This window comes from Streptomyces sp. NPDC059917 (assembly GCF_042730635.1).
Lineage (GTDB): Bacteria > Actinomycetota > Actinomycetes > Streptomycetales > Streptomycetaceae > Streptomyces.
Genome location: NZ_JBHWLC010000006.1, coordinates 163140 through 186676, shown reverse-complemented (window position 1 = coordinate 186676; position 23537 = coordinate 163140). Strand labels below are relative to the sequence as shown.

The 23537-nt window shown below is 72.0% G+C and carries 17 protein-coding genes and 1 pseudogene; 13 read left to right on the top strand and 5 right to left on the bottom strand.

The window, feature by feature from the left end:
• The 6 genes from ACFWAR_RS06025 to sbnA form a co-directional block, all read left to right on the top strand.
• Window positions 1-2457 (top strand): AMP-binding protein (locus tag ACFWAR_RS06025; RefSeq protein WP_385773534.1); only part of this gene is annotated, 2457 nt, incomplete at its 5' end.
• Between the two features lie 102 nt (window positions 2458-2559).
• Entirely contained in the window at window positions 2560-2778 is a 219-nt protein-coding gene (locus tag ACFWAR_RS06020; RefSeq protein ID WP_385773532.1) for an MbtH family protein, read from the top strand.
• A 100-nt stretch (window positions 2779-2878) separates the two neighbouring features.
• On the top strand, window positions 2879-5410 hold the full coding sequence (locus ACFWAR_RS06015; protein ID WP_385773530.1) for an amino acid adenylation domain-containing protein: 2532 nt from the start codon (window positions 2879-2881) through the stop codon (window positions 5408-5410).
• The gene (locus tag ACFWAR_RS06010) at window positions 5407-6450 is read left to right on the top strand and encodes a TauD/TfdA family dioxygenase (protein WP_385773528.1); all 1044 of its coding nucleotides are present in this window, start codon (window positions 5407-5409) and stop codon (window positions 6448-6450) included. Before ACFWAR_RS06015 ends, ACFWAR_RS06010 begins: the two co-directional genes overlap by 4 nt.
• 54 nt (window positions 6451-6504) lie before the next feature.
• On the top strand, window positions 6505-7590 hold the full coding sequence (sbnB, locus tag ACFWAR_RS06005) for a 2,3-diaminopropionate biosynthesis protein SbnB (protein WP_385773526.1): 1086 nt from the start codon (window positions 6505-6507) through the stop codon (window positions 7588-7590).
• Window positions 7591-7605: 15 nt separating this feature from the next.
• On the top strand, window positions 7606-8583 hold the full coding sequence (gene sbnA / locus ACFWAR_RS06000) for a 2,3-diaminopropionate biosynthesis protein SbnA (protein WP_385773524.1): 978 nt from the start codon (window positions 7606-7608) through the stop codon (window positions 8581-8583).
• Window positions 8584-8637: 54 nt separating this feature from the next.
• On the opposite strand, the gene ACFWAR_RS05995 is transcribed toward sbnA, so the two are convergent.
• Window positions 8638-10170: an amino acid adenylation domain-containing protein gene (locus tag ACFWAR_RS05995; RefSeq protein ID WP_385773522.1), complete on the bottom strand. Its 1533-nt coding sequence runs from the start codon at window positions 10168-10170 to the stop codon at window positions 8638-8640.
• Between the two features lie 118 nt (window positions 10171-10288).
• On the opposite strand from ACFWAR_RS05995, the gene ACFWAR_RS05990 reads away from it, so the two are divergent.
• From ACFWAR_RS05990 to ACFWAR_RS05980, 3 genes are all read left to right on the top strand, one after another.
• Window positions 10289-10564: an acyl carrier protein gene (locus ACFWAR_RS05990; RefSeq protein WP_385773519.1), complete on the top strand. Its 276-nt coding sequence runs from the start codon at window positions 10289-10291 to the stop codon at window positions 10562-10564.
• A complete protein-coding gene (locus ACFWAR_RS05985; protein ID WP_385773517.1) occupies window positions 10561-11853 on the top strand; it encodes a condensation domain-containing protein in 1293 nt (430 codons plus the stop codon). Before ACFWAR_RS05990 ends, ACFWAR_RS05985 begins: the two co-directional genes overlap by 4 nt.
• 119 nt (window positions 11854-11972) lie before the next feature.
• Window positions 11973-12830 (top strand): SDR family oxidoreductase, encoded by an 858-nt coding sequence (locus ACFWAR_RS05980; protein ID WP_385773514.1) that lies wholly within the window; start codon window positions 11973-11975, stop codon window positions 12828-12830.
• A gap of 19 nt (window positions 12831-12849) precedes the next feature.
• Here ACFWAR_RS05980 and ACFWAR_RS05975 read toward each other — a convergent pair whose 3' ends face one another.
• Window positions 12850-14541 (bottom strand): ABC transporter family substrate-binding protein, encoded by a 1692-nt coding sequence (locus ACFWAR_RS05975; RefSeq protein ID WP_385773512.1) that lies wholly within the window; start codon window positions 14539-14541, stop codon window positions 12850-12852.
• A gap of 268 nt (window positions 14542-14809) precedes the next feature.
• Between ACFWAR_RS05975 and ACFWAR_RS05970 the strand changes: the two genes are divergently transcribed.
• Genes ACFWAR_RS05970 through ACFWAR_RS05960 form a run of 3 tightly spaced genes read left to right on the top strand, consistent with a single transcriptional unit; the run spans window position 14810 to window position 18811 of the window.
• Window positions 14810-15793, top strand: a complete 984-nt coding sequence (locus tag ACFWAR_RS05970; RefSeq protein WP_385773510.1) for an ABC transporter permease — start codon at window positions 14810-14812, stop codon at window positions 15791-15793.
• Window positions 15794-15818: 25 nt separating this feature from the next.
• Window positions 15819-16760 carry an ABC transporter permease gene (locus ACFWAR_RS05965; RefSeq protein WP_385773508.1) on the top strand — a complete coding sequence of 314 codons (942 nt, stop codon included), beginning with the start codon at window positions 15819-15821 and terminating at the stop codon, window positions 16758-16760.
• Complete coding sequence (locus tag ACFWAR_RS05960; protein ID WP_385773506.1) at window positions 16757-18811, top strand: dipeptide ABC transporter ATP-binding protein; 2055 nt, start codon at window positions 16757-16759, stop codon at window positions 18809-18811. Before ACFWAR_RS05965 ends, ACFWAR_RS05960 begins: the two co-directional genes overlap by 4 nt.
• On the opposite strand, the gene ACFWAR_RS05955 is transcribed toward ACFWAR_RS05960, so the two are convergent.
• Entirely contained in the window at window positions 18808-19662 is an 855-nt protein-coding gene (locus tag ACFWAR_RS05955; protein WP_385773504.1) for an alpha/beta fold hydrolase, read from the bottom strand. The two genes, ACFWAR_RS05960 and ACFWAR_RS05955, sit on opposite strands and share 4 nt — an antisense overlap.
• A 101-nt stretch (window positions 19663-19763) precedes the next feature.
• Here ACFWAR_RS05955 and ACFWAR_RS05950 point away from each other — a divergent pair.
• Window positions 19764-20144: pseudogene (locus tag ACFWAR_RS05950) on the top strand (winged helix-turn-helix transcriptional regulator); the annotation flags it as partial.
• Here ACFWAR_RS05950 and ACFWAR_RS05945 read toward each other — a convergent pair.
• Together ACFWAR_RS05945 and ACFWAR_RS05940 are read right to left on the bottom strand one after the other, a co-directional pair.
• Window positions 20142-20414, bottom strand: coding sequence for a DUF6585 family protein (locus tag ACFWAR_RS05945; RefSeq protein WP_385773552.1), 273 nt, complete (start codon window positions 20412-20414; stop codon window positions 20142-20144). The pseudogene ACFWAR_RS05950 and the gene ACFWAR_RS05945 overlap by 3 nt on opposite strands.
• Before the next feature lie 565 nt (window positions 20415-20979).
• A complete protein-coding gene (locus ACFWAR_RS05940; protein WP_385773502.1) occupies window positions 20980-23436 on the bottom strand; it encodes a helix-turn-helix transcriptional regulator in 2457 nt (818 codons plus the stop codon).
• Window positions 23437-23537 lie beyond the last annotated feature (101 nt).

Below are 23537 nucleotides of genomic sequence, written 5' to 3'. Positions count from 1 at the left end.
GTGGCGAGTTTGGCTGCGGCTCAGGTGGAGTTGTTGGAGTTGGGTCCGGGTTGTCGGGTGTTGCAGTTCGCTTCGCCGAGTTTTGATACGGCGTTCTGGGACATGTTGGTGGCGTTTTCTTCGGGTGCTTCGTTGGTGGTGCCTGAGCGTGGGCGTTTGGTGGGGGAGGAGTTGTTGCGGGTTCTGGAGCGGGGGCGGGTGTCGCATGCGTTGATTCCGCCGTCGGTGGTGGCGACGTTGCCGGGGGATGCTCCGGTGGTGTTGTCGGATCTGGTGTGTTTGGTGGTGGGTGCGGAGGCGGTGCCGCCGGAGTTGGTGGCGCGGTGGGCTCCGGGTCGTCGGGTGATGAATGCGTATGGTCCGACGGAGTCGACGGTGATCGTGACGATGGCTGGTCCGTTGGTGGTGGGTGAGGTGCCGATCGGGCGGCCTGTGGTGAATTCGCGGGTGTTCGTTCTGGATGAGGGTTTGCGTCCGGTGCCGGTGGGCGTGCCGGGTGAGTTGTATGTGGTGGGTGCTGGTGTGGCTCGGGGGTATGTGGGTCGGGCTGGGTTGACGGGTGAGCGGTTCGTGGCGTCTCCGTTCGGGGTGGGTGAGCGGATGTATCGGACGGGGGATGTGGTGCGGTGGCGTGGGGATGGCCAGTTGGACTATTTGGGGCGTGCGGATCAGCAGGTGAAGGTGCGGGGGTTCCGTATCGAGCCGGGTGAGATCGAGTCGTTGTTGGTGGGGTACGAGGGAGTGCGTCAGGCGGCGGTGATCGCGCGTGAGGACACTCCGGGTGATCAGCGTTTGGTGGCGTATGTGGTGGCGGACCTGGAAGTGGCCGCTGCGCAGGAGTCCGCTGCTGTCGAGGGGGCGGACGTGCGGGCCCTGGCCCAGGTGGAGGAATGGCGGGAGATCTACGACTCCGTCTATTCCGAAACGGGTGTGGCGGGATTCGGCGAGGACTTCTCCGGTTGGGACAGCTCGTATTCGGGCGAGCCGATCGCTTTGGGCGAGATGCGTGCCTGGCGGGACGCGGCGGTCGAGCGGGTACGCGGCTTCGGCGCGCGACGCGTGCTCGAGATCGGTGTCGGTTCCGGTCTGCTGATGGCACACCTGGCCGAGGGCGTCGAGGAGTACTGGGGCACCGATCTCTCGGCTGCGGTCATCGCGCGTCTGGAAGGGCAGGTCAAGGAAGCCGGGCTCGAGGACCGGGCCCGCCTTCGGGCGCAAGCCGCCGATGTCGTGGAGGGGCTGCCGGAGGAGTTCTTCGACACCGTCGTGATCAACTCCGTGGTGCAGTACTTCCCTGATGGTGAGTATTTGGCGCGGGTGATCGACCAGGCCATGGGCCTGCTCGCCCCGGGCGGCCGCCTGATCGTGGGGGACGTGCGCAACGCGGGATCCCTGCGTGTCCTGCACGCCGCCGTGAATGCGGGGCGCGGTGCGGTGGCGCGCGCGGTCGTCGACCGTGCGGTGTTGCTGGAGAAGGAGCTGGTGGCTGCGCCGGAGTTCTTCACGGGCCTCGCCACGCGTGATGAGCGGATCGGCGGTGTCGATGTGCGGCTCAAGCGTGGTGACTACCACAACGAGCTGACCCGACACCGCTACGAGGTGGTCTTCCACAAGACTCCGGTAGAGGCCCTTGACGTATCCACCCTCCGTGAGGTGGTCTGGGAGCCGGGCCTGGAGATCGACAACCTCGCTTCGTCGGACGCCCCGGTGCGGGTGGTCGGTATCCCCAACGCCCGGCTGGTCGGGGAGGTGGCGGCCGAGCAGGTCATCGACGGGCACGACGCGGAGGACTTCGGTCCGGCCGTGGACCCCGAGACCCTGATCGCGCAGGGCGCGGCCCTGGGCCTGCTGGTGGTCCCCACCTGGTCGGCCCGGTCGGTGGCGTACTTCGACGCCGTGGTCCTGCCCGCCGGCACTCCGGCGGACGTGGTCCTGACCGGTGTGTACGCGCCGTCCACGGGGTCCGGAAGCTGGGTGAACACGCCCGCTGCGGCCCGTGGGATCGGCGCGGTGGTCAAGGCCGCCCGTGCCTGGCTGGCCGAAGGCCTGCCGGACTACATGGTGCCGTCGGCGGTGATGGTCCTGGACCACCTGCCGCTGAACCCGAACGGGAAGCTCGACCGGCGGGCGCTGCCGAAGCCGGACTACGCGGCCACCGCAGGCGGTCGCACCGCCCGTACCCCGCAGGAAGAGACGCTCGCCGGGCTCTTCGCCGAGATCCTCGGCGTCGACCGGGTCGGGATCGACGACAGCTTCTTCGACCTCGGCGGGCACTCCCTGCTCGCGACCCGGCTGGTCAGCCGCATCCGCACCGTCCTGGGCGTGGAAGTCCCCATTGCCACGCTCTTCGAAGCCCCCACCGTGGCCGGTCTGGTCCCGCGGGTCACCGCGGCGCCGCAGCAGGCGGCCCGTCGGCCCGCTCTGCGCCGCATGGCGCGGCCCACCGGCTCGTCCTGACCCGTTCCCCGGGGCAACCCGAGCACACGCGGCGGCACACAACTGGCTGCGTGCGTGCGTTTCATGACAATCCATCAGTTGACACATGTGAGGAAGAAGATCATGACGAACCCCTTCGAGAACCCGAACGGCACGTACCTGGTCCTGATCAACGACGAGCGCCAGCACTCCGTGTGGCCGGAGACCGTCGAGGTCCCGGCGGGCTGGACCGTGGTGAAGCCGGGCGGTACCCGGGAGGACGCCCTCGCCTACATCGAGGAGAACTGGACGGACATGCGTCCCGCGAGCCTCGTCAAGGCCATGGCCGACACGGCCTCCTGAGGCCGGCCGCCCGCACCTCGTCCGGACAGCACGCGTCAGGGGCGCCCTTCGAAGGGAGGGCGCCCCTGGTCACCACCCTCTGGCAAAGGCACTGAATAGCATGGGTACACCGACAGACCTCGCCCCGCACCAGGGGCCGGCGATCGTGACCGCCATCCCGCGGTGGCGCCAAGAGCCGCTGCGAGCCGATGCGCCGACGACCGAGTACGCGTGCGACGTGCCGGCCGCCGTGGCGGGCGGGCTCGCGGCCCTCGCGGACCGGCTGGGGGTCCCGCTCGCCTGCGTGCTGCTCGCCGCGCACGCGAAGGTACTGGCCTCCCTCTCCGGCGAGCAGGACGTGGTGACGGGGTACGTCGCCCCCGGGCCCCCGACCGGCGGGGTCGGCGCGTCCGGCCCGGCCCCCGTGGCGCTGACGGTGGCGGAAGGGGCCTGGGAGGCGCTCGTGCGGACCGCGCAACGGGCCGTGCGAGGGGCCGCCCGTGCGGAGGGCTCCCCGTACGAGGTGGTGCTCGACCTGTCGGCGCTCGATGCCGGGCCCACCGCACCCCCCGTGCAGCCCGCCGGTCCCGTGGTCCTGACCGTCGCCTTCGCGGGGGCGCCGGGCGGACCGCGCCTGCGTGTGTCCGGCGACCCCCGGGTCCTGGACCTGCCGTACGCGCGGCGCATCGCCGGATACCTCCTGACCGCGCTGGAGCGGTCGGCCACGGACAGCGCCGCGGAGCACCACACCCGGAGCCTCCTGTCGGCCGAGGAGCTCGCCCACCAGATCGACGGCCTGGCGGGGCCCGCCCGGGACCTGCCGGACCGGCGTGCGCACGAGCTGATCGAGGAGCGCGCACGCCTCCACCCCGACCGGATCGCGGCCGAGCACGCCGGTACCCGGTGGACGTACGCCGAGCTCAACCGCCGTGCCAACCGCATCGCGCGCTCCCTGCTGAGCCGTGGGCTGCGCGGCGAAGACGTGGTCGCCGTGGTCACCGAGCGGAACCTCGACTGGCTGGCGGCGACGCTCGCGGTCTTCAAGGCCGGTGGCGTCTACCTGCCCGTCGAACCGCACTTCCCCGCGGCCCGGATCAACGCCATGTTCACCCGCAGCGCCTGCCGTTTCGTCCTCACGGAGACCGGTAGCACCAGCACGCTCGACGAAGCGCTGCGCTCGTACGAGCCCGCGAGCCTGCTCACCATCGCCGACGCGGTCGCCGAGACGCCGCAGGACACCGACCCCGCCGTCCCGGTCGGACCGGGACAGCTCGCCTACGTGTACTTCACCTCCGGCTCCACCGGAGAGCCGAAGGGGGCGATGTGCGAACACGCGGGGATGCTCAACCACCTGCTCGCCAAGATCGAGGACCTGGACATCCGCCCGGAGCAGGTCGTCGCCCAGACCGCGCCCCAGTGCTTCGACATATCGCTGTGGCAGCTGATCGGCGCCCTGCTCGTCGGCGCCCGGACGCTGATCGTCGGTCAGCGGGAGGTCCTGGACGTGCGGGCCTACGTCGACACCCTCGTCGAGGGCGGGGTCGAGGTGGTCCAGGTCGTTCCGTCCTACCTGGAGGTCGTACTCAGCCACCTCGCGGAGGAACCGCGTCCGCTGGGTCGGCTGCGCAGCGTCTCCACGACCGGGGAGGCGCTCAAGAAGGAGCTGGCCGAGCGCTGGTTCGCGGCCTTCCCCGAGATCAAGCTGGTCAACGCCTACGGTCTGACCGAGACGTCCGACGACACCAACCACGAGGTGATGGACCGGGTGCCGGTCCACGAGCGGATCCCGCTCGGCCGGGCCGTCCGCAACGTGCGGGTCTACGTCGTCGACGAGCGGCTGCACCCCGTGCCGCTCGGAGCACCGGGGGAGATCGTCTTCTCCGGGGTCTGCGTGGGCCGCGGCTACATGAACGATCCGGCACGCACCTCCGCGGCCTTCGGCACGGACCCGCACCGGCCGGGGGAACGCCTCTACCGCTCGGGCGACTTCGGCCGCTGGCTTCCCGAAGGGACGCTGGAGTTCCTCGGCCGCCGCGACGCCCAGGTCAAGATCCGGGGCTTCCGGATCGAGATCGGTGAGATCGAGAACCACTTGGTGCGTGCGGAGGGTGTCCGCGACGGCGCGGTGGTCGTCGCCCGCAGCGCGGACCAGGAGGACTACCTCGTCGCCTTCTATGCGGCGGACGAGGCCCTCGACGCGGACCGGCTGCGCCGGTCGCTGGCCGGGTCCCTGCCGGCGTACATGGTTCCGCAGGTGTTCCACCACCGCGCGGCGCTGCCGCTGACCGACAACGGCAAGACCGACAAGAAGGCGCTGCGGCGCGAGGCGGCCCTCCCGGCGGCGGTGGAGCGCGCACCCGAAGGGGCGGCGCACGACCGGAGCGGCTGGAGCCCGACCGAGCTGCGGCTCGCCGAGGTCTGGGCGCGGGTGCTCGGCATCCCCCTCGCGGACGTCACCCGGGAGCTGAACTTCTACGAGTCCGGGGGCACCTCGCTCTCCGCGGTCCGGGTCGGGGCCGCCCTCGGCGGCGACGCCCGCCTGGAGGACATCATCGGCCGGCCCGACCTGGCCGGGCTCGCCTCCGCCATCGACGCCCACGTCGAAGGGGCCGGGACGGGCGACCGCCCGCAGCAGAAGGAGGAGAACGCATGAGTGACGTCGAGCGGGCGGACCCGGCCCGGCCGGTTCCGCAGCACATCGACCTCGACCTCGAACTGGCCCCGGGCAAGCCCCCGGTGCTGCACGTCGAACCGATCGCCCCCGGCGACCTCGGGGACTGGACACGGCAGCACCGGGACGCCCTGGAAGCGGCGCTCCTCGTCCACGGCGCCGTGCTGGTCCGTGGCCTCGGTGTGCCCGACGCGGCCGCGCTGGCACTGGTGGCGGACCGGATGTCGGGGGGAACGTTCGCCCGCGAGACGGAGCCCTTCGCCCGCCGTCGGCCGCTGGGCGGACCGGTGGTCTCCTCCCTGGAGTGGCCGCCCGACCAGCCCATGTGCATGCACCACGAGCTGAGCTACGCCCTGGAGTTCCCGAGGCTGCTGACCATCGGCTGCTTCACCCCGCCCGCTCGGGGCGGCGTCACCGGACTCGCCGACGGTCGGGCCGTGCTCGAAGCGTTGCCGCGGCCGCTCGTCGAACGGTTCTCGGAGGTGGGCTGGACGCTGGTCCGGTCCTACAACGACCTGGTCGGCGTGGCCTGGCGGGAGGCGCTCGGCGTCGCCGACGAGGCCAGCGCGGAGCAGTACTGCGGGGCCAACGGCATCGACCTGGCCTGGCAGAGTGACGGTGGCCTGCGCACCAGCCAGCGACGCTCCGCCGTCATCCACCACCCGCTGACGGGTGAACGCCTCTGGTTCAACCAGGTCGCCTTCCTCAACGAATGGACGATGGAGCCGTCGATCAGGGAGTTCCTGGTGGCCCAGTTCGGTCCCGACGGCCTGCCCTTCAACACCCGGTACGGCGACGGCGCACCCATCGACGCGGACACCGTCCGGACCCTGAACGAGGTCTACGAAGCGGCCACCCTGCGGGAGCCCTGGCAGGCGGGCGACGTCCTGCTCGTCGACAACATCCGCATGGCGCACAGTCGGGAGCCCTACCAGGGGCGGCGCGAGATCGGCATGGCCCTCGGCGCCCCCGTCCGCCTCGCGGACTGTTCCCCGACGCACCGGCCCGGCGCGCGTCCCTGACGCCCCCCGGCCGGACGCACACCACACCTCTCTCGACACGGAGCACCCCACCCTATGAACGCATCCATTCCGCCCTTCGCCGTGGTCACCGGCTCCCAGGTCCACGACGTGCTCGCGGGCCGGGAACAGCAGGTCATCGAGCTGATCGAGGAGGCCTACCGGGTGCACGGCGAGGGGGACACGGTCAACCCGCCGTCCTACTTCCTGCGCTTCCCCGACCGGCCCACCTCGCGGATCATCGCGCTCCCCGCGTCGATCGGCGGCAACACCCGGGTCGACGGAATCAAATGGATCTCCAGCTTCCCGGAGAACATCCACTCGGGGATCCCGCGCGCCTCCGCGGTCGCCGTCCTCAACGACCGCGACACCGGCTATCCGATCGCCTGCATGGAGAGCTCCATCATCAGCGCGGCGCGCACCGCCGCGTCGGCGGCCCTCGCCGCCGACTGGCTCACCCGCGGCCGCGCCGACGGCCGGCCCCGCCGGATCGGGTTCTTCGGAACGGGCTTCATCGCGCGCTACGTCCACACGTACCTGGCCGGCTCCGGCTGGTCCTTCGACGAACTCGGTGTGCACGACCTCGACGTCGAACACGCCCACAGCTTCCGCGCCTACCTGGAGCGCGCCGCCACCGGCACGTCCACGGGCGGGGCCGACGGCGCTCGGATCACGGTGCACGAGAGCGCCGAGGAGCTGATCCGCTCCAGCGACCTGCTGGTCTTCGCCACCGTCGCGGGAGCCCCGCACGTCACCGACCCCGCCTGGTTCGCACACAATCCGCTGGTGCTGCACGTGTCGCTGCGGGACCTGGCGCCCGAGATCGTGCTGTCGTCGACCAACGTCGTCGACGACATCGAGCACTGCCTCAAGGCCGACACCTCCCCGCACCTGGCCGAACAGCTGGTCGGACACCGGGACTTCATCGACGGCACCCTGTACGACGTCATGACGGGCAAGGTCACCCCGCCCGCCGACAGGCCCGTCGTCTTCTCGCCGTTCGGGCTGGGCGTCCTCGACCTGGCGGTCGGCAAGCACGTCTACGACACGCTCCGCGCCCGGGACGAGCTGTCCGTCGTCGGCGGCTTCTTCCACGAGACCACCCGCTACGGGGCCGAGGCCGCACGGAGCGACGATGAGTGAGACGGGGTGGCCGCGTTGCCGATAATCACCTCTCCCCAGGAGTTCAACACGGAGGACCTCTACGTCGACCTGCGGCCCGTCCTCGGGACCGGGCTCTTCCTGAAGTGCGAGGGGTTCAACTTCGCGGGCTCCATCAAGCTGAAGGCGGCCGCGGCGATGGTGGAACAGGCCGAACGGTCCGGGCTGCTGCACGAGGGGGCCGTACTGGTCGAGTCCTCCTCGGGCAACCTCGGGGTCGCGCTGGCGATGATCGCCGCGAACAAGGGCTACCGGTTCGTCTGCGTGACCGACACCCGGTGCAACCTCAGCACCCGCCGCCTGATGGAGACCATGGGCGCCGAGGTCCGCACCGTCACCCGACCGGCCGCCGAGGGCGGTTACCTGGGAGCGCGGCTGGAATACGTCCGGCGACTGTGCGCCTCGGACCCCCGCTACGTCTGGCTCAACCAGTACGCGAACCCCGACAACTGGGCGGCCCACTACCGCAGTACGGCGCCCGCCATCGCGGACCGCTTCCCCGACCTGGACGTGCTGTTCGTCGGGGCGGGGACCACCGGCACCCTGATGGGGTGCGCCCGGTACTTCCGGGAGTCCGGGCGGCCCGTCACCATCGTGGCCGTCGACGTGCAGGGATCGGTGACCTTCGGCGGCCCCGCGGGCACCCGCAGGGTTCCCGGCCTCGGCGCGGGCGTCCGCCCGCAGTTGCTGGACCGCTCCTACCTCGACGACGTGGTGATCGCCTCGGAGGCCGAGACGATCCGGACCTGCCGCCGGTTGGCCCGGTCCGGGTACCTCTTCGGAGGATCGACCGGCACGGTGATCGCGGGGGCCCGGCGCTGGCTGGCCACCTACCGTGCGGACACCCCGGTCACGGCCGTGGCGATCTCGCCGGACCTCGGCGAACGCTACCTGGACACGGTGTACCAGGAGTCGTGGGTGCGCGACGTGTACGGCGACGCCGTCCACGCGGGCGAGGGGGCGGGGGTGCGCTGACCGCCCGTGGCGGGCCGGGGCACCCCCGCCCGACGGGCAGGTACCGCGCTGCGCTCAGCGCGCCCCGGTCGGCTCCGGTACGGAGACCCGGGCGGCCAGTCGGCGCCGGTCGACCTTGCCGTTGGGATTGCGGGGCAGGGCCGACAACCGGTGGACGGTGTCGATGATCGAGTGCCGGGGGAGGTGCTGCGCGCAGTGCCGCTTGAGATCGATGAGGGAGGGTTCATGACCGTCGCGGGCCACGACGAACGCCACGATGTGGGCGTCGATCCCGCTGCCCGCCACCAGGGCGGCAGCTTCCGCGACCCCGTCGTGACCCTGCAGGACGGCCTCGACCTCCCCGAGTTCGATGCGGTTGCCGCGTACCTTGACCATGACGTCGCGCCGCCCGACGAAGTCGAAGCCGCCGTCCTCCAGCACGAGTGCGATGTCACCGGTCGCGTACGTCCGGTCGACCACCGGAGGCCGGCCCCAGTAGCCCAGCATCACCCCCGGACCGCTGACCACCAGCTCGCCCTCCTCACCCGGCAGGGCGCGCCGTCCGTCCTCGCGCACCGCGACCACGGTGTTGCCGCAGACGCCGCTGCCGATGCCGACCGGACGCACCCGGTCGAGGGGGATGTCGACGACGTCGTGGGCGGTGGAAATGATGGTCTCCGCGGGCCCGTACAGGTTCGTGAACCGAATGTGCGGAAGGTGTTCGCGCAGTTCCCGGAGCGGGCCGATGGGGAAGGGTTCGCCCGCGAACATCACGCTGCGCAGCGCCGGTGCGTCGGTTTCGAGGAGTCCGCCGTGCCGCATCATCAGCAGCAGTGCGGCGGGCACCGAATACCAGACGGTGACGGCGTGGTCCACGAGGAAGCGGACCAGCCCCTTCGCGGAGTAGGCGGTTTCCTGCGGGACCAGGTGCACGGAGGCGCCGACGGTGAAGGGGGCGTAGACGTCGTTCACCGAGAGGTCGAAATGGAACGGGGCGTGGTTCGCGTACCGGTCCCCGGGCCGCGCCCCCTGGGCCTCGGCCACCCAGGAGATGAAGGCCCACGCCGTGTTGTGGCTGTGGCAGACGCCCTTGGGCTCACCGGTGGAACCGGAGGTGTAGAGGATGAAGGCGAGGTCGTCCCCGTCCGGCGCCGGGCCCGGCGCCGAGAAGTCCTCCCGGGCCGGTTCCCGTGCGGGCGGCAACGCGGACCACGGCGTGCCGTCGGGCCATGCCGTGAGCACGGCAGGGGCCGCGGCGCCGGTCGCTGCGGCCACGGACGCGCTCCGCTCCGGGGTCGTGACCAGGGCGGACGGCGCGAAGTCGGCCGTCAGCTTCGCTATCCGCAGGGCCGGGGCCTGCGGGTCGAGGGGGACGTAGGCGGCGCCGATCCGCAGCACGGCCTGCATGGCGGCGATCGCGGCCACCGACTTGTCGAGCCAGATCCCGACGCGGTCACCGGCGCGCACGCCCCGGTCCAGGAGCGCGCGGGCGAGGTCGTCGGCCAAGGCGTCGAGGCGGGCGTAGCTCGCGTCACCGTCCGGAGCCGACACCGCCAGGGCGTCGGGGGTCCGCCGGGCCGCGTCCCGGACGAGTTCGTGTAGCAGCATGAGAATGCGTTCTCCCCTTGGTTCCATTCCATCCTTGGTCGGCGGCCGTAGCTTGTTGGGCCCTTCCGGGGAAAGTCAAGCAGTGGTACTCATTCATGTCAGGTACGAGGAGAAGCGAATGTCGCAGCGGGAAACGGCCGATACGATCGAATTCACCAAGGAGTTCGTCACGCGGTTCATAGAGGACGAAGTACTGAAAGGGCAGGGGGAGGTGGAGGGTGATACGCCGCTGATCGAATGGGGAATTCTCGACTCGCTTTCCGTGGCCCGCCTCGGTGGCCGCCTGGAGAAGGAATTCGGTGTGGTCATCCTGGGGGACACCTCCCTCGGGGAGAAATTCCGGACCGTCGACGCCATCTGCGCCTTCGTGACGGAAATGAGGTCCGCCCGATGACGGCGCGGCTGCCCCTCTCCTCGGCGCAGACCGGGGTGTGGGTCGCGCAGCAGCTCGACCCCGACGACCGGTCCTTCAACATCGCCGAGTACTGCGACATCGCGGGGCCCGTCGACCCGGAGCTGCTGGGAGCGGCCCTGCGCGAGGTCGTGGCCGCCACCCCCGCCCTGCGGGCCCGCTTCGGCATCGGCGAGGAGGGCCTGTGCCAGTACGTCGACGAGGACGTCGAGGTCGTCCTGCACACCGTCGACGTCAGTGACGAGCCGGACCCGCGGGAGGCCGCCGAACGCTGGATGGCCGAGCACCTCGCCGAGGCGTACGACCTGGCCCGGGGGCCGCTCTTCACCTGGGCGCTGTTCACCCTCGGGCCCGAGCGCTCGTTCTGGTACCGAGCCGCGCACCACGTCGCCGTCGACGGCTTCGCCTTCTCGCTCGTGGCCTCCCACGTCGCGGACGTCTACACCGCGCTCGCCACCGGCGCCCCCCGCCGCCCCCGCCCGCCGGGCACCCTGGAACAGGTCGTCGAGGCCGACGTCGCCTACCGGGGCGGTGCGGCGTTCGAGCGGGACCGCGCGTTCTGGCACGAGCGGATGGCGGGGCGGGGCGCGCCCGTGAGCCTGACGGACTGGCGGCCCGCCCGTACCCGCGCCTCCCACCGTGCGGCCGGACGACTGGCGGCCTCCGCCCTGGAGCCCCTGCGTTCCGTGGCGCGGCGCCTGGAGGTCACCTGGCCGGAGATCGTCATCGCCATCGCCGCGGTGTGGCTGCACCGGGCGACCGGGACCGGGGACCTCGTCGTCGGCCTCCCCGTGACCGGGCGCACGGAGCCGCTCTCGCGGCGCGTCCCGGCCATGCTGACCAACGTGGTCCCGCTCCGCTTCGAGCTGGGGCCGGACACCCCGTTCGCCGCGGTCGTCGCCCAGGCCGCGCAGCGGCTGGAGGAGGCGGTGGAACACCAGCGCTACCCCCAGGAACGCCTGGTGCGCGAGCTGTCGGAGCCGGGGCGAGGCGCCACCGGCCGGTTCGGGCCCGACATCAACATCATGTCCTTCAACCACCGGCCGCGGTACGCGGGACACCCGTCCACGGTGCGCACCCTGTGCTCGGGCCCCGTGGACGACCTGACCGTCAACGTCTACGACCGGATGGACGGCCAGGGCCTGGACGTGGCTCTCGACGGGAACGCGGAGCTGTACGCGCCGGAGCGACTGGCGGCCCACGTGGACGACTTCGTCGCCCTGCTGTCCCGCGTCCCCGAACTGCTGGAGGCGCCCTCGATCACGTCCTGACGGCCGAACGCGCCCTCGTTCGCGCCCCCACGTGCTCCCGCGCGCCGCCTCGGAGGGGCTGGGCGCGCGGGGGCGGCGCCGCGACCATGACGGCCGGCGCGGACTTCGAAGGGGGACGGATGGGACGTCGTTGGCTGGTGACGGGGTGTTCTTCGGGGCTCGGACGGGCGGTGGCCACGGCCGCGGCACGGGCCGGGGACCAGGTGGCGGTGACCGCCCGGACGACCGCGTCCCTGGAGGACCTGGCGGGGGCCTGGCCGGACCGGATCACGCCGATCGCCCTGGAGCTGCGGGACGCGGACCAGTGCGAGGCGGCCGTGCGCACGGCCGCGGACCACATGGGCGGCATCGACGTCCTGGTCAACAACGCCGGCAGCGGTCTCTTCGGCACGGTCGAGGAGGTCTGCGACGCGGAGCTGCGCGATCAGCTGGAGACCCTGCTCGTCGGTCCCTGGCGGCTCGCGCGCCAGGTGCTGCCGCTGATGCGGGCGCAGGGACACGGCCACATCGTCAACGTCTCCTCGCTCGGCGGCCGCATGGCCTTCCCGGGCCTGGCCTCCTACGTCGCCGGGAAGTACGCGCTGGAGGGCATGAGCCAGGCGTTGGCCGCCGAGGTCGCCCCGTTCGGGGTGCGCGTCACGGTCGCCGAGCCCGGGGTCTTCGCCACCCGCTACGGATCGTCGCTCGCGGAGGCCGCGCACCGCCTGCCGGTCTACGCGCAGGCCACCGGCGAGATGCTCGACGGCTTCCGGGGGATGGAGGACAACGAGGAGTACGGCAGGCCCGAGGACTTCGCCGACACGCTGCTCGCGCTCGTCGCCTCGGACCTGCCCACCCCCTTGCGCGTCCCCGTCGGCGAGGACGCCTACGCCTATCTGGAGGCGGCCGAGGAGGCGGCCCGCGCGGAGTTCGCCGCGGCCCGTGCGCTCGTACGGCCGACGGGGAGCCCGGCGGGGGCGGCGCCGGTGGCGGGCTGAACCGCCGCCGCCCGGGCCGTCAGTTCTGCCATCCCACCTTCGTGTAGTCGACGTCCGCGAGGCCGGTCGCGCCGAAGTTGGCGAGGCCCTTGCGGTCCGCCAGGATGGCGGGGCGCTGGTACAGCTCGATGGAGTGGCCGAGCTTGTAGATCTCGACGTCGGCCTCGTTGTAGAGCTTGAGCGCCGCGGCCCGGTCGGTGCTCTGCCCCGCCTTCTTCAGCAGCTCGTCGATGCGGGGGCTGCCGACCGAACCGAAGTTCTGGAAGAGGTTGTTGCCCTGGGGCTGCTGGAAGACCGGGATCAGCTTCGAGGTGTACGCCTCGTCGACGTTGCGGAAGCTGACGAGGTCGAAGTTCCCGGTGTTGACGAACTTGCTGAAGTAGTCGTTCGCCGGGACCTTCTTGATCTCGACCTTCACGCCGACGGCGCCCAACTGCTGCTGCACCAACTGCGCCTGGTCCTCCTGCGAGGAGGAGCCGCCCGCGCTGAGCGTGTACTCCAGCGCCAGCTCCTTGCCGTCCTTGGTGCGCGGCTTGCCCTGGCCCGCGTCCTTCCAACCGGCCTCCTCGAGGAGCTTGGTCGCCTTCGCCGGGTCGTAGGCGTCGAACTCGCTCGAGTTGTCCTGGTACCCCGCCTGGTTCGGCATGAAGAAGTGGTTGTTCAGCGGCTTCAGTTCGAAGGAGAGGTCCTTGGCGAAGCTGGCGTTGATGCCCTTGCGGTCGATGGCCGCCTGGAGGGCGTTGCGCACCTTGACGTCCTGGAGCGGGCCGCGCCCGGCGTTGAGCGTGATGTGCACCTCGTCCCAGCGCGCACCCCGGCGGATGTCCGCGGTCGGGTCCTTGGCCAGCCGCTGGTAGTCCTCGGGCTGGAGCGCGGTCGTCTCGTCCAGCTCCTTGTTGAGGAAGGCCTCGGTGCGCGCCGAGCGGTCCAGGACGCGGAAGACGATCGAATCCAACTTGGGCTTGTCGCCCCACCACTGCGGGTCGGGCACCAGGGTGACCGTCTGCGCGGTCTTGTCGTAGGTGCCGATCTTGAAGGCGCCCGAGGTGACCGGTGCCTTCTCCGTCCAGCCCTTGTTGAACTTCTCGGGGGTGTCGATCTGTTCGGCCGGATAGAGCGGGTCGAAGAGCCGCGGCCAGTCCGCGTACGGCGTGGCGAAGGTGACCTTCACCCCGTGTTCGTCGGCGCCCTGCTCGACCTTGGAGATCTGGTCGTAGCCGGAGGTGTCGGCGGCCTCGTACGCCTTGTCGGTGCCGTTCAGCGCCTTCCACAGCGCCTCGAAGTCCTTCCAGCTCAGCGGCTTCCCGTCGGACCACCGCGCCTTCGGGTTGAGCTGGTACTCCACCACCTGCGGGGTGGTCGAGACGACCTTCGCCGAGGTCAGGAAGGCCGGGTTGGGCTGGCCGACGCCCTTGGCGTCCGCGTAGAAGAGGTGTGGCAGCACCGCCCGGTCGATCTCGGCCGCGTCGCCCTGCTGCCCGTCCACCTGGTTGACGTTGTACTGCGTGATCCACTGGTCGATGGCGATCTTCAGCGAGCCGCCCTGCTTGAGGGCGCTCACCGGCTGGGCGTTGATGTTCTGCCCGTCGACCGCGGGCGCCGCCTCCTTCTTGGCCGATGCGCCGTCGCCCGAGCCGGAGGAGTCGCAGGCGGACACCACCAGCGTGGCCGAAACTGCTGCGGCTATGGCGATGACCGTGGTTCTGCGCATCGGGACACTTCCTCCGGATCGTGGGCGGTCGGTTCGGGACCGCAGGACGGGCCGACCGTAGGAGATCTTGCGCTCCGGGGGGAGGCCTGCTGGAATCCCGATATGTTTTCTTAGCATGTCCGCAACAAACACCGGTCAAGCTGTGTCAACAAGCCGACGAATTAGCCAGGTTGACCTGCCGCGGCCGTGATCCCCGGGTGATCCCCGGGACTCGCGTTCTCCTGGCGATCCCTCGTGGATCCCGACCACCTGCGGAGGTTCCCCACCCGTGGCCGCCTACCTGGCCAAGCGGCTCGGCTACTACGCCGTGCTCCTGCTCGCCGCCGTCTGCCTCTCGTACCTGCTGGCCTCCTACGCCCTCGACCCGCGGGCGTACTACGAGGGCCGACAGCCACCGCTCTCGCCCGCGTCGGTGGACCACCACCTCACGGCCCTCGGCGTCAACGACCACACCCCGCTCGTCCCGCGCTTCGCCACCTGGGCCGGACACGCGGTGCGCGGAGACCTCGGCCGGACCATCGACGGGACCTCGGTGGGCGCCGAGTTCGGCCGGCGGATCGGGGTCAGCCTGCGCCTGCTGCTCTTCGGCACCGTCGTCGGAACGGTGCTCGGCGTGCTCGCCGGAGCCTGGACGGCCGTGCGCCAGTACCGCCCGTCCGACCGCGCGATGACCCTCGCGTCCTTCGTGCTGCTGTCGACGCCCGTCTTCCTCCTGGCCGTTCTGCTCAAGATCGGCGCGATCTGGTTCAACACGAAGACCGGCACCGAAGTCATCCGGTTCACCGGCGAGAAGACCCCCGGCGTCGACTCCGGCTTCTGGACGGTCCTGCGGGACCGCGGCGTCCACCTGCTGCTGCCCACGCTCTCGATCGGGCTCGCCACGATCGCCGGATACAGCCGCTACCAGCGCTCCACCATGCTGGACGTGCTCGGCTCGGACTACCTGCGCACCGCCGCGGCCAAGGGCCTCGGCCGCCGCACCGTGCTGCTCAAACACGGCCTGCGCACGGCCCTGATCCCGATGTCCACCTACTTCAGCTACGGCTTCCTGGCCCTCTTCACCGGAGCCACCTTCACCGAGACGATCTTCGGCTGGCACGGGATGGGCGAATGGTTCATCTCCTCCATCGGCAAGAACGACGTCAACTCCGTCGTCGCCGTCAACGTGTTCGCCGCCGTGACGGTCCTCCTGTCCGGCTTCCTCGCGGACGTGCTGCACGCCGCGCTCGACCCGCGCATCCGCACCGCCTGAACCAGGACCCAGGAGAACGCCGACCATGACCGCCGTCATCGAGAGCAGCGCCCCGGGCGCGCAGCCCGCCACCCGCCCCGTCGGGCGGACCACCGTCGTACTGCGCCGGTTCCTGCGCAACCGCAGCGCGCTGGCCGGCGCCGCGGCCCTGCTGCTGCTCTTCCTGCTCGCCTTCGCCGGGCCGCTCGTCAGCCCGTGGGACTACAGCCACATCGACTACACCGCCCTGCGCTCCGGGCCCGGCCCCGACCACTGGTGGGGCACCAACCGGATCGGCCAGGACGTCTTCGCGCAGACCGTGCGCGGACTCCAGAAGTCCCTCGTCATCGGGCTCATGGTGGCGCTGTTCTCGACGGTGCTCGCCTCCCTGGTCGGTGCGTGCGCCGGGTACTTCGGCGGCTGGACGGACCGGCTGCTGATGTTCCTCGTCGACCTGCTGCTCGTCTTCCCCTCGTTCCTGATCATCGCGATCATCTCGCCCCGGCTGCGCGGCGGCGGCTGGATCGCCTTCGTCGCGCTGCTCGCCGTGTTCGGTTGGATGATCACGGCGCGGGTGGTCCGGTCGATGACGCTGTCCCTGAAAGAGCGGGAGTTCGTCAAGGCGGCCGTGTACATGGGCGTCGGGCCGCTGCGGATCATCTGGCGGCACGTCCTGCCCAACATCGCCTCGTTCCTCATCATCGACGCCACGATCGCCGTCGGCGGGGCCGTGATGAGCGAGACCGCGCTCTCCTACTTCGGCTTCGGCGTGCAGGCACCCGACGTCTCCCTCGGCACCTTGATCGCCGGCACCACCGGGGCCGCCGTCACCTACCCCTGGATGTTCTTCTTCGCCGCCGGCCTGCTGATCGTGTTCGTCCTCGCCGTGAACCTGGTGGGAGACGGGCTGCGGGACGCGCTCGACCCCACCACCACGCGCTCCGCGCGCCGCGCGCCCCGCACCGGATCCAAGAAGGGGGCCCGATGAGCTCCGCCGCACGCGCCGTGCTGTCCGTCACCGACCTGGAGGTCGACTTCGACGGCGTCCCCGCCGTGCGCGGCGTCAGCTTCTCCCTCGCGCGCGGTGAAGTCCTCGGCCTGGTGGGGGAGTCGGGCTCCGGCAAGTCCGCCACCGCCCTCGCGATGCTCGGTCTGCTCCCGGGCAACGCCGTCGTCCGGGGCTCGGTACGGCTGGACTCCACCGAGCTGGTCGGCGCCCCCGACGCCGCGCTCACGGCCGTACGCGGGCGCCGGATCGGGATGGTCTTCCAGGACCCGCTGTCCGCCTTCACACCGGTGTACCGGATCGGGGACCAGATCGCCGAGGCGGTCCGCGCCCACCAGGACCTCTCGCGCGAACGGGCCCGGGCCCGGGCCGTCGAACTCCTCGACCTCGTCGGGATCCCCGAACCCGCCCTGCGCGCCCAGGCGTTCCCGCACGAGTTCTCGGGCGGGATGCGCCAACGCGCCATGATCGCGATGGCCATGGCCAACGACCCGGACGTGCTGCTCGCCGACGAGCCGACGACGGCCCTCGACGTCACCATCCAGGCCCAGGTCCTCGACGTCCTGCGCACGGCCCAGCGCGAGACCGGGGCCGCGCTCGTCCTGGTCAGCCACGACCTCGGCGTGATCGCCGGCACGGCCGACCGGGTGGCCGTGATGTACGCGGGGCGCATCGTCGAGACGGGGACGGCCGCCGAGGTGTTCGCCCGCCCCTCGATGCCCTACACCATGGGGCTGATCGGAGCGGTGCCCCGGCTCGACGGGGCCGGGGGCGCCCTCGTCCCCATCCCCGGGGCGCCGCCCGCGGCGGCGCTGGTGGGCCCGGGATGCGCCTTCGCGCCGCGCTGCCCGATGGCGCGGGAAGCCTGTGCGCGGGACGTCCCGCCGCTCTCGGCGCCGGACGGCGGGGGACACCTGGCCGCCTGCGTCCGTGCCGAGGAGATCGCCGCGAAGGGGCTCGGGGTGCTCGACGTCTACCCGGTGCCCGAGGTGGCGGACGCCCGCACCGAACGGGCCGTCGGGGACACGGTGTTGAAGGTCACCGGGCTCGTCAAGACCTTCCCCGTACTCAAGGGGGCCGCCTTCAAGAGGCGGATCGGGAGCGTGTACGCCGTCGACGGGGTCGACCTCACCGTCCGCGGCGGCGAAACGCTCGCGCTGGTGGGGGAGTCGGGGTCGGGCAAGTCCACCACCCTCTTCGAACTCCTGCACCTCGCACGGCCCGAGGGCGGCGACATCGAGCTGTTCGGGAAGTCCCCGGCCGCCTTGAGCAGGGCCGAACGGCGCGCCCTGCGCGGCCAGGTCCAGATCGTCTTCCAGGATCCGATGGCCAGCCTCGACCCCCGCATGCCGGTCGGCGACATCATCGCCGAACCGCTGCGCGCCCAGGGGGTCGACCGGGCGGCCGCGGCCCGGCGGATCCCCGAACTGCTCGACCAGGTCGGCCTGGACCGGGCCGCCGCCGAGCGGTTCCCGCACGAGTTCTCCGGCGGGCAGCGCCAGCGCATCGGGATCGCCAGGGCGCTCTCGGTGCGGCCGAAGCTGCTCGTGCTCGACGAGCCCGTCTCCGCGCTCGACGTGTCCGTCCAGGCGGGGGTGCTGAACCTGCTCCGCCGGCTCAAGTCGGAGCTCGGGCTGGCCTACCTCTTCGTCTCGCACGACCTGTCCGTCGTACGGCACATCGCCGACCGGGTCAGCGTCGTCTACCTCGGGCGGACGGTCGAGGCCGGGGCCGTACGGGAGGTCTTCGAGCGTCCGCGCCACCCCTACACCCAGGCGCTGCTGTCCGCGGTGCCGCTGCCCGACCCCGAGCGGGAACGGGCGCGCAGGCGCGACCGGATCCTGCTGGCGGGCGACCCGCCGAGCCCCACCCGGCGCTACGAGGGGTGCCGCTTCCTCGGGCGCTGCCCCGTGTACGCGCGCCTGGCCCCGCCGCAGCGCGAACGGTGCGCCACGCAGGACCCGCAACCGACCTCCCACGCCGCCGACCACGTCGCCTCCTGCCACTTCCCGACCGTGCGGGAGGTGCTCTAGGGCCTCGCTCCCGTGTCCCCACCGGCAAGGAAGGGGCGCAGCAGGGTGAGCAGGGCGCGCGGTCGGTGCAGCGGGATGATGTGGCCGCAGTCCTCGATGACGTGTGCGGTGAGGTCGTCGGTGATCGGGCGGAGCTGGCGTGCCAGTGCGGCGCCGACGGGCCGGGCCCCCAAGGCCATCGTCGGCACCGTCAGGCGGGCGGCGGCGACCGCCCGCTCGATCTGCGCCGCGCTCTCGGGCAGCGCCCGGTAGTACGAGAACGCGCGGCCCAACGCCCGGCGGCCGGTGTACGCGCGGACGAAGGCGTCCCGGAGGGCGGGGCGCACCCCGTCGCCCAGCGTGCCGGTACGCAGGAACCAGTCGACGTACGCGGCCTCGTGGCCCTCCAGTACGGTCTCGGCGAGGCCGGGCCCGGCGCGATGGAAGCCGAACCACCACGGCGGCCCGTCGGCGAGGAACTCCTCGGCGCCGGGCAGCCCGCCCAACACGGACTCCATGACGACCAGGCGCCGGACCAGATCGGGGCGGCGCAGGGCGAGGAGGAAGGCAGGTGCGGTCCCCGCGTCGATGCCCACCACCGCGGCGGGGGACGCGCCGAGCGCGGTGAGGAGCGACGCGGCGTCCTCGGCCAGGGTTTCCGCGTCGTACCCGGAGTCCGCCGCGCCGCTCGCGCCGAACCCGCGCAGGTCCGGCGCGATGACGCGGTACCGGTCGGACAAACCGGCCATGACGTCCGTCCACAGCTCCCAGGTGTGCGGGAAACCGTGCAGCAGCAGGACGGCCGGGCCCGATCCGGCGAGGGCGACGTTCAGTTCGACGCCGTTGACGGGGACGCGCCGCAGCTCGGGCATGGAGGGGCTCCAGGTGGGGTGAGGAATGGTGACCACCTCACGCTAGGGAACTACCCTGGTCCCTCCAAGACGGCACTTTCCCTTCAGGTGGTGAGCCCCGAGTGACCACATCGAGGCCCGGTGAGCGGGGCGACGTGCTGGATCCGCTCTGCCCGACCCGGCGGCTGCTCGACCGCATCGGCACCAAGTGGACGTCGATGGTGGTCAAGGTGCTGGCCGCGGAGCGGCCCGACGAGCTGCGTTTCGCGGAACTGCGGCGCCGCGTCCCGGGCATCTCACAGAAGATGCTGTCCGTCACCCTGCGCGGCCTCGTCCGCGACGGCCTGGTCGCGCGCCGGGTGGAACCCACCGTGCCCCCGGCCGTCCACTACCGGCTCACCGAGCTGGGCCTGTCCCTCGAAGGGCCGCTCAGCGCCCTGCGGGTCTGGGCCGAGACGCACATGGCGGAGATCGACCGCAACAACCGGCTCGCCGACGGGTCAGGCCTTGAAGAGCTGGCACAGGTGGAGGAACAGGTCCGGGTTGGCGATGTTCTGGAAGTCCGCGCTGTCCACGGTGGTGCGCCTGAGGGATCCGTTGAAGATCAGGGTGCCGCTGTAGGAGGTGATGTCGGTGATCTCCGACCAGGGAGCCGAGTGCTTGCGCCCGGACAGGCGGTGCCGGTCGACCTTGTAGGCACCGAAGTCGACGGTCCCGCCGCTCTCGATGGTGGCCAGGGCCCGGGGCAGCTGGGCCTGGGTGACGGCTTGCATGATGTGCTCGCCCCACACGTTCGGCCACAGGAAGAGCGCGCCCTGTTCCACCGAGGTGATGCCCAGTGACCGCTTGTCCTCCTTGAGGAACACGCGCAGGCCCGGGCCGACGTTCACGGCCGCGCCGTGCGGGTCCAGCAGGGTGTACCGGGCGTCCCAGGGCACGCCGTTGCGGGTGCTCGTGTACCGCAGCACCCGCACCGTGTCCCAGTCGTAGGCGGAGCGGAAGCCGTCGGGCCCCGTCACCACCGCGCCCCTCGCGTACAGGTAGAGCCGCGACGCGTTGTGCTTGGTGACCAGGCGGCTCCGCTTGCTCCGGAAGGTCCGCGCCCACGGCCCGAGGCGCCGTTCGGCCGCCAGCGCGTCGGCCGCGGCGGTCGGCTGTTCGTAGGTGTCCTGCTCGTCCATCGTTCGGTTTCCCCTCGCGTCGTTCACGTGCCGCCGCTCCCGCGGCCGGCCCCTGCGATGCTGGTCCCCGCACCGGCCGGACGACAGGCCATGCGACCGGCCATCGGTGACCGGTCGCCGCGGGCCGGTCGTGACGTCCGGTGCTGACGTCCGGTCGTTACGGGCCGTCGGCCGCGGGGGGCACGAACGTGGCCGGGGCGAAGCGGCGGTGCCGCTCCCGGTAGGCGCGGCCGAGATGGTGTTGCAGCCGCAGGTGGCGGAACTGGTACACGGCACCGGCCTGGCGCAGGACGCCTCGGCGGTAGGCGTCGTCCAGGAACGCGGCCGGGTTCCACGGGAGCCGCCCGGTCAGGGGGAGCCAGCCGCGCGCGAGCACGAGCCACTGCCCCCAGGCGGTGAAGGCGAGCACGTAGGAGGCCGCGCCGCCCACGCCCCCGACCGTGCCGATGAACAGGCTGTCCTGCACGCCCCAGTTGAGCGGGCCCATCACGTTCCGGAGCAGATCGACGATCAGATGGCCGCCGAGGGCGATGGCGAGGGTGAAGGCCGGTGCGAGGACGAGGAACTGCCGGCAGGTCGTCGAGCGGTTCGAGGACAGCAGCCCGATGGGGGTCGCCGCCGCGGTGACGTCCACGGGTGCTTCGAAGACGGCCGTCAGCCCGAAGGCGAGGCCGGCCGACGAACCGAAGACGATGGCGAGGACCAGCGTGTTGATCAGGGTGCCGCCCAGGACGTCCGGGTCGGTGAGCGGCGTCCCCGCGATCAGCGCGCGCTGGACGGTGAGGGCGCAGGCGCACCCGACGCCCATGACGGTGCCGCCGATCAGGCCGTGGGCGAAGCGGGCGGCGAAGGTGCGCAGGGGGCTGCGGCCGAGATGGGGCCGCGCGGCGCGCAGGGTCAGCCGGACCCGGGACGGTTCGAAGGCCGCCCCGCCGCCGGAGCGGTCCGCCATCGCGTAGACGGCTCCGAACCCGATGCCCGCGGCCGGTCCCATGAGACCGCCCTGGAGCAGCAGTTCGCCGACGGAGAGCGAGGTGAGCAGGAAGCCGACCAGCCAGTCGGTCACGGTGATGCTCAGCGCCGTGGCCAGGACGAAGGCCAGGGTCCGGGTCGTGCGCGAGAGGGAGTCGCCGAGCTGCCACCAGGCGAGGTCCTGCCGCTCGCGGTCGAGCCGGACCAGGTGGTGGGCGAGGTGGCCGAGCCAGCCCGCCGCGCGCTCGGGGTCGGCGTACGCCGTACTGGGCTGCTCGCCGGCCGCGTCGCGTTCCGGCGCGCGGCGCCGGTAGACCGTGGGCACGAATCCCGCCAGCAGGTGCTCGTCCAGGCTCTTCACGGAGGGGAAGCGGGTGGCGTCCAGCAGCTCGGCGGGGTCCCGATCGGGCTTCTCGCTGTACAGGGTGCGGGCGAGGATGACCATGAGCGGGGTGGTCAGGACCTCGGCGAGACGGACGTGCGGGGGATCCCGGCGCGTGCGCAGCGCGCTCAGCACGGCGTCCCAGGGCGAGCCCGTCGCCCCCGTGCCGGGGCTCGTACCGGGCGCGGCCCCGGATGCGACGGCACCCGTGGTGCGGGTGGTGCGCGGCAGGTAGTCGGCGAGGTCGTCGAGGGTGAGGTCGGTGAGCTCGATGCCCGCGGCCCAGACGAGCGGCTTGTTCGCCGCGCGGACGGCTTCGGCGTACTCGTCGCGCCGACTGGTGAGGACGAGCGGCGCGGCCGTCGCGTTGAGCGCGTCCAGGGCGTCCCGGCGCAGTCCTTCGGCTATCTCGTCGAAGCCGTCGAGGACCGGGAGGACGAGGTCGGCGTCGACCAGCGCCGCGGCCAGGGGCGCCCCTCCGTAGCCGCGGCGGGCCAGGTGGGGGTGGTCGCGCAGCAGCCGGCCGATCATCCAGTCCCGCAGCGCGGTGGTCGACGGGTCCCAGGAGCCGATGCTGAAGACGACCGGTACGCGCGGCCGCGGGGCGGTGGTGCCCGGCCGGTCCAGCAGGTCCAACAGGTCCAGGACGAGCCTGATCGTCAGGACGGACTTGCCGGAGCCGGCCCGACCGAGGACCAGCAGTCGGCCGGAGGGGATCGTGCGGTAGAGCTCCGCCGTGCCGCGCAGGTCGCCGTCCAGGTCCATCGCGCGCGGGGTCCCGCCCGGGCCGAGGCGTTGGACGTTCGCCGCGCTGTCGACCAGGGCGGTCGGCGCCGCCTTCCAGCGGACGGGCAGGGGGAAGGGATCGTGGACTCCGCGCTGCGCCTCCTCGTGGCGCCAGCGGCGCCGGACCTCCCGCGCCAACTCCCGCGCGGCGTCCGCGAGCGCGTCGGGCACGCCCGGCCCGGCGGACCGGGCGGGCGCGGGCTCGGGTTCGGCCGCCGCTTCGCCTCCCGCTCCGGCGGCGGGCGGGACGGGCGGACCCGCGAGGGCGGTCGCCAGGCGCAGGCGGTCGGCCTCTCCCAGGCCGAGCGCGTCCGCGAGCAGGTTCACCGTGCCCACCCGGTGGTTCGTGGACCGGCCGCTCTCCAGTCGGCGGATGGTGCGCTCGCTGACCCCGGACCGTTCGGCCACCTGCTCCTGCGTCAGGTTCGCCGCGTCCCGCAGCCCGCGCAACAGCGCGCCGAGGTCCTCTGTCATCCCGCATCCCCCAAGACCGCCCGTACGAACGGCCGTGAGCCTACCCGTGGCCGCCGGTCACCGATGGCCGGGTGCCTGTCCTGTCCGGCGTGATGCGTCGA